This is a genomic window from Streptomyces niphimycinicus (assembly GCF_018883605.1).
In the GTDB taxonomy this organism is placed as follows: Bacteria; Actinomycetota; Actinomycetes; order Streptomycetales; family Streptomycetaceae; genus Streptomyces; species Streptomyces niphimycinicus.
Window position 1 is genome coordinate 1 of the sequence record NZ_JAHLEM010001206.1, and the last position, 463, is coordinate 463.

1 pseudogene is annotated in these 463 nt (G+C 67.8%); it reads right to left on the reverse strand.

The annotated features are described in order from the left end of the window. Positions 1–439, reverse strand: a pseudogene (locus KN815_RS48875) (hypothetical protein); the annotation flags it as partial. Positions 440–463 lie beyond the last annotated feature (24 nt).

Here is a 463-nt window from a genome sequence, read left to right on the forward strand (position 1 = left end):
GCTCGACGGCTTCCCAGAACGCCGCATCCACCGCACTGGTCACGGGCCGGGCCGAGGACGGCTCCAGCCAGAACCGCTCACGCTGAAACGCATAGGTGGGGAGATCAACCAGCCGACCGCCGGGGAACACCGCCGCCCAATCGATCTGGATGCCCCGGACAAACAGCCCACCCAAAGCCTCCATGACCGCGATCGGCTCCGGACGATCCGGACGCAGCACGGGCAGGCACTCACCATCAGCCAGCGCAGTCAGCGTCCCGTCCGGACCCAGCTCCAGGAAGGAACCAACACCCAGCCCACGAAGCGTCTCCAGCCCGTCAGCAAAGCGCACGGTCTCCCGCACATGACGCACCCAATACTCCGGCGAGCACAACTCCTCACCCGCCAGCGCACCCGACACGTTCGACACCACCGGCACGGTCGGGGCCCGGAACTCCACCCCCCGCAGCACCTCACCGAACTC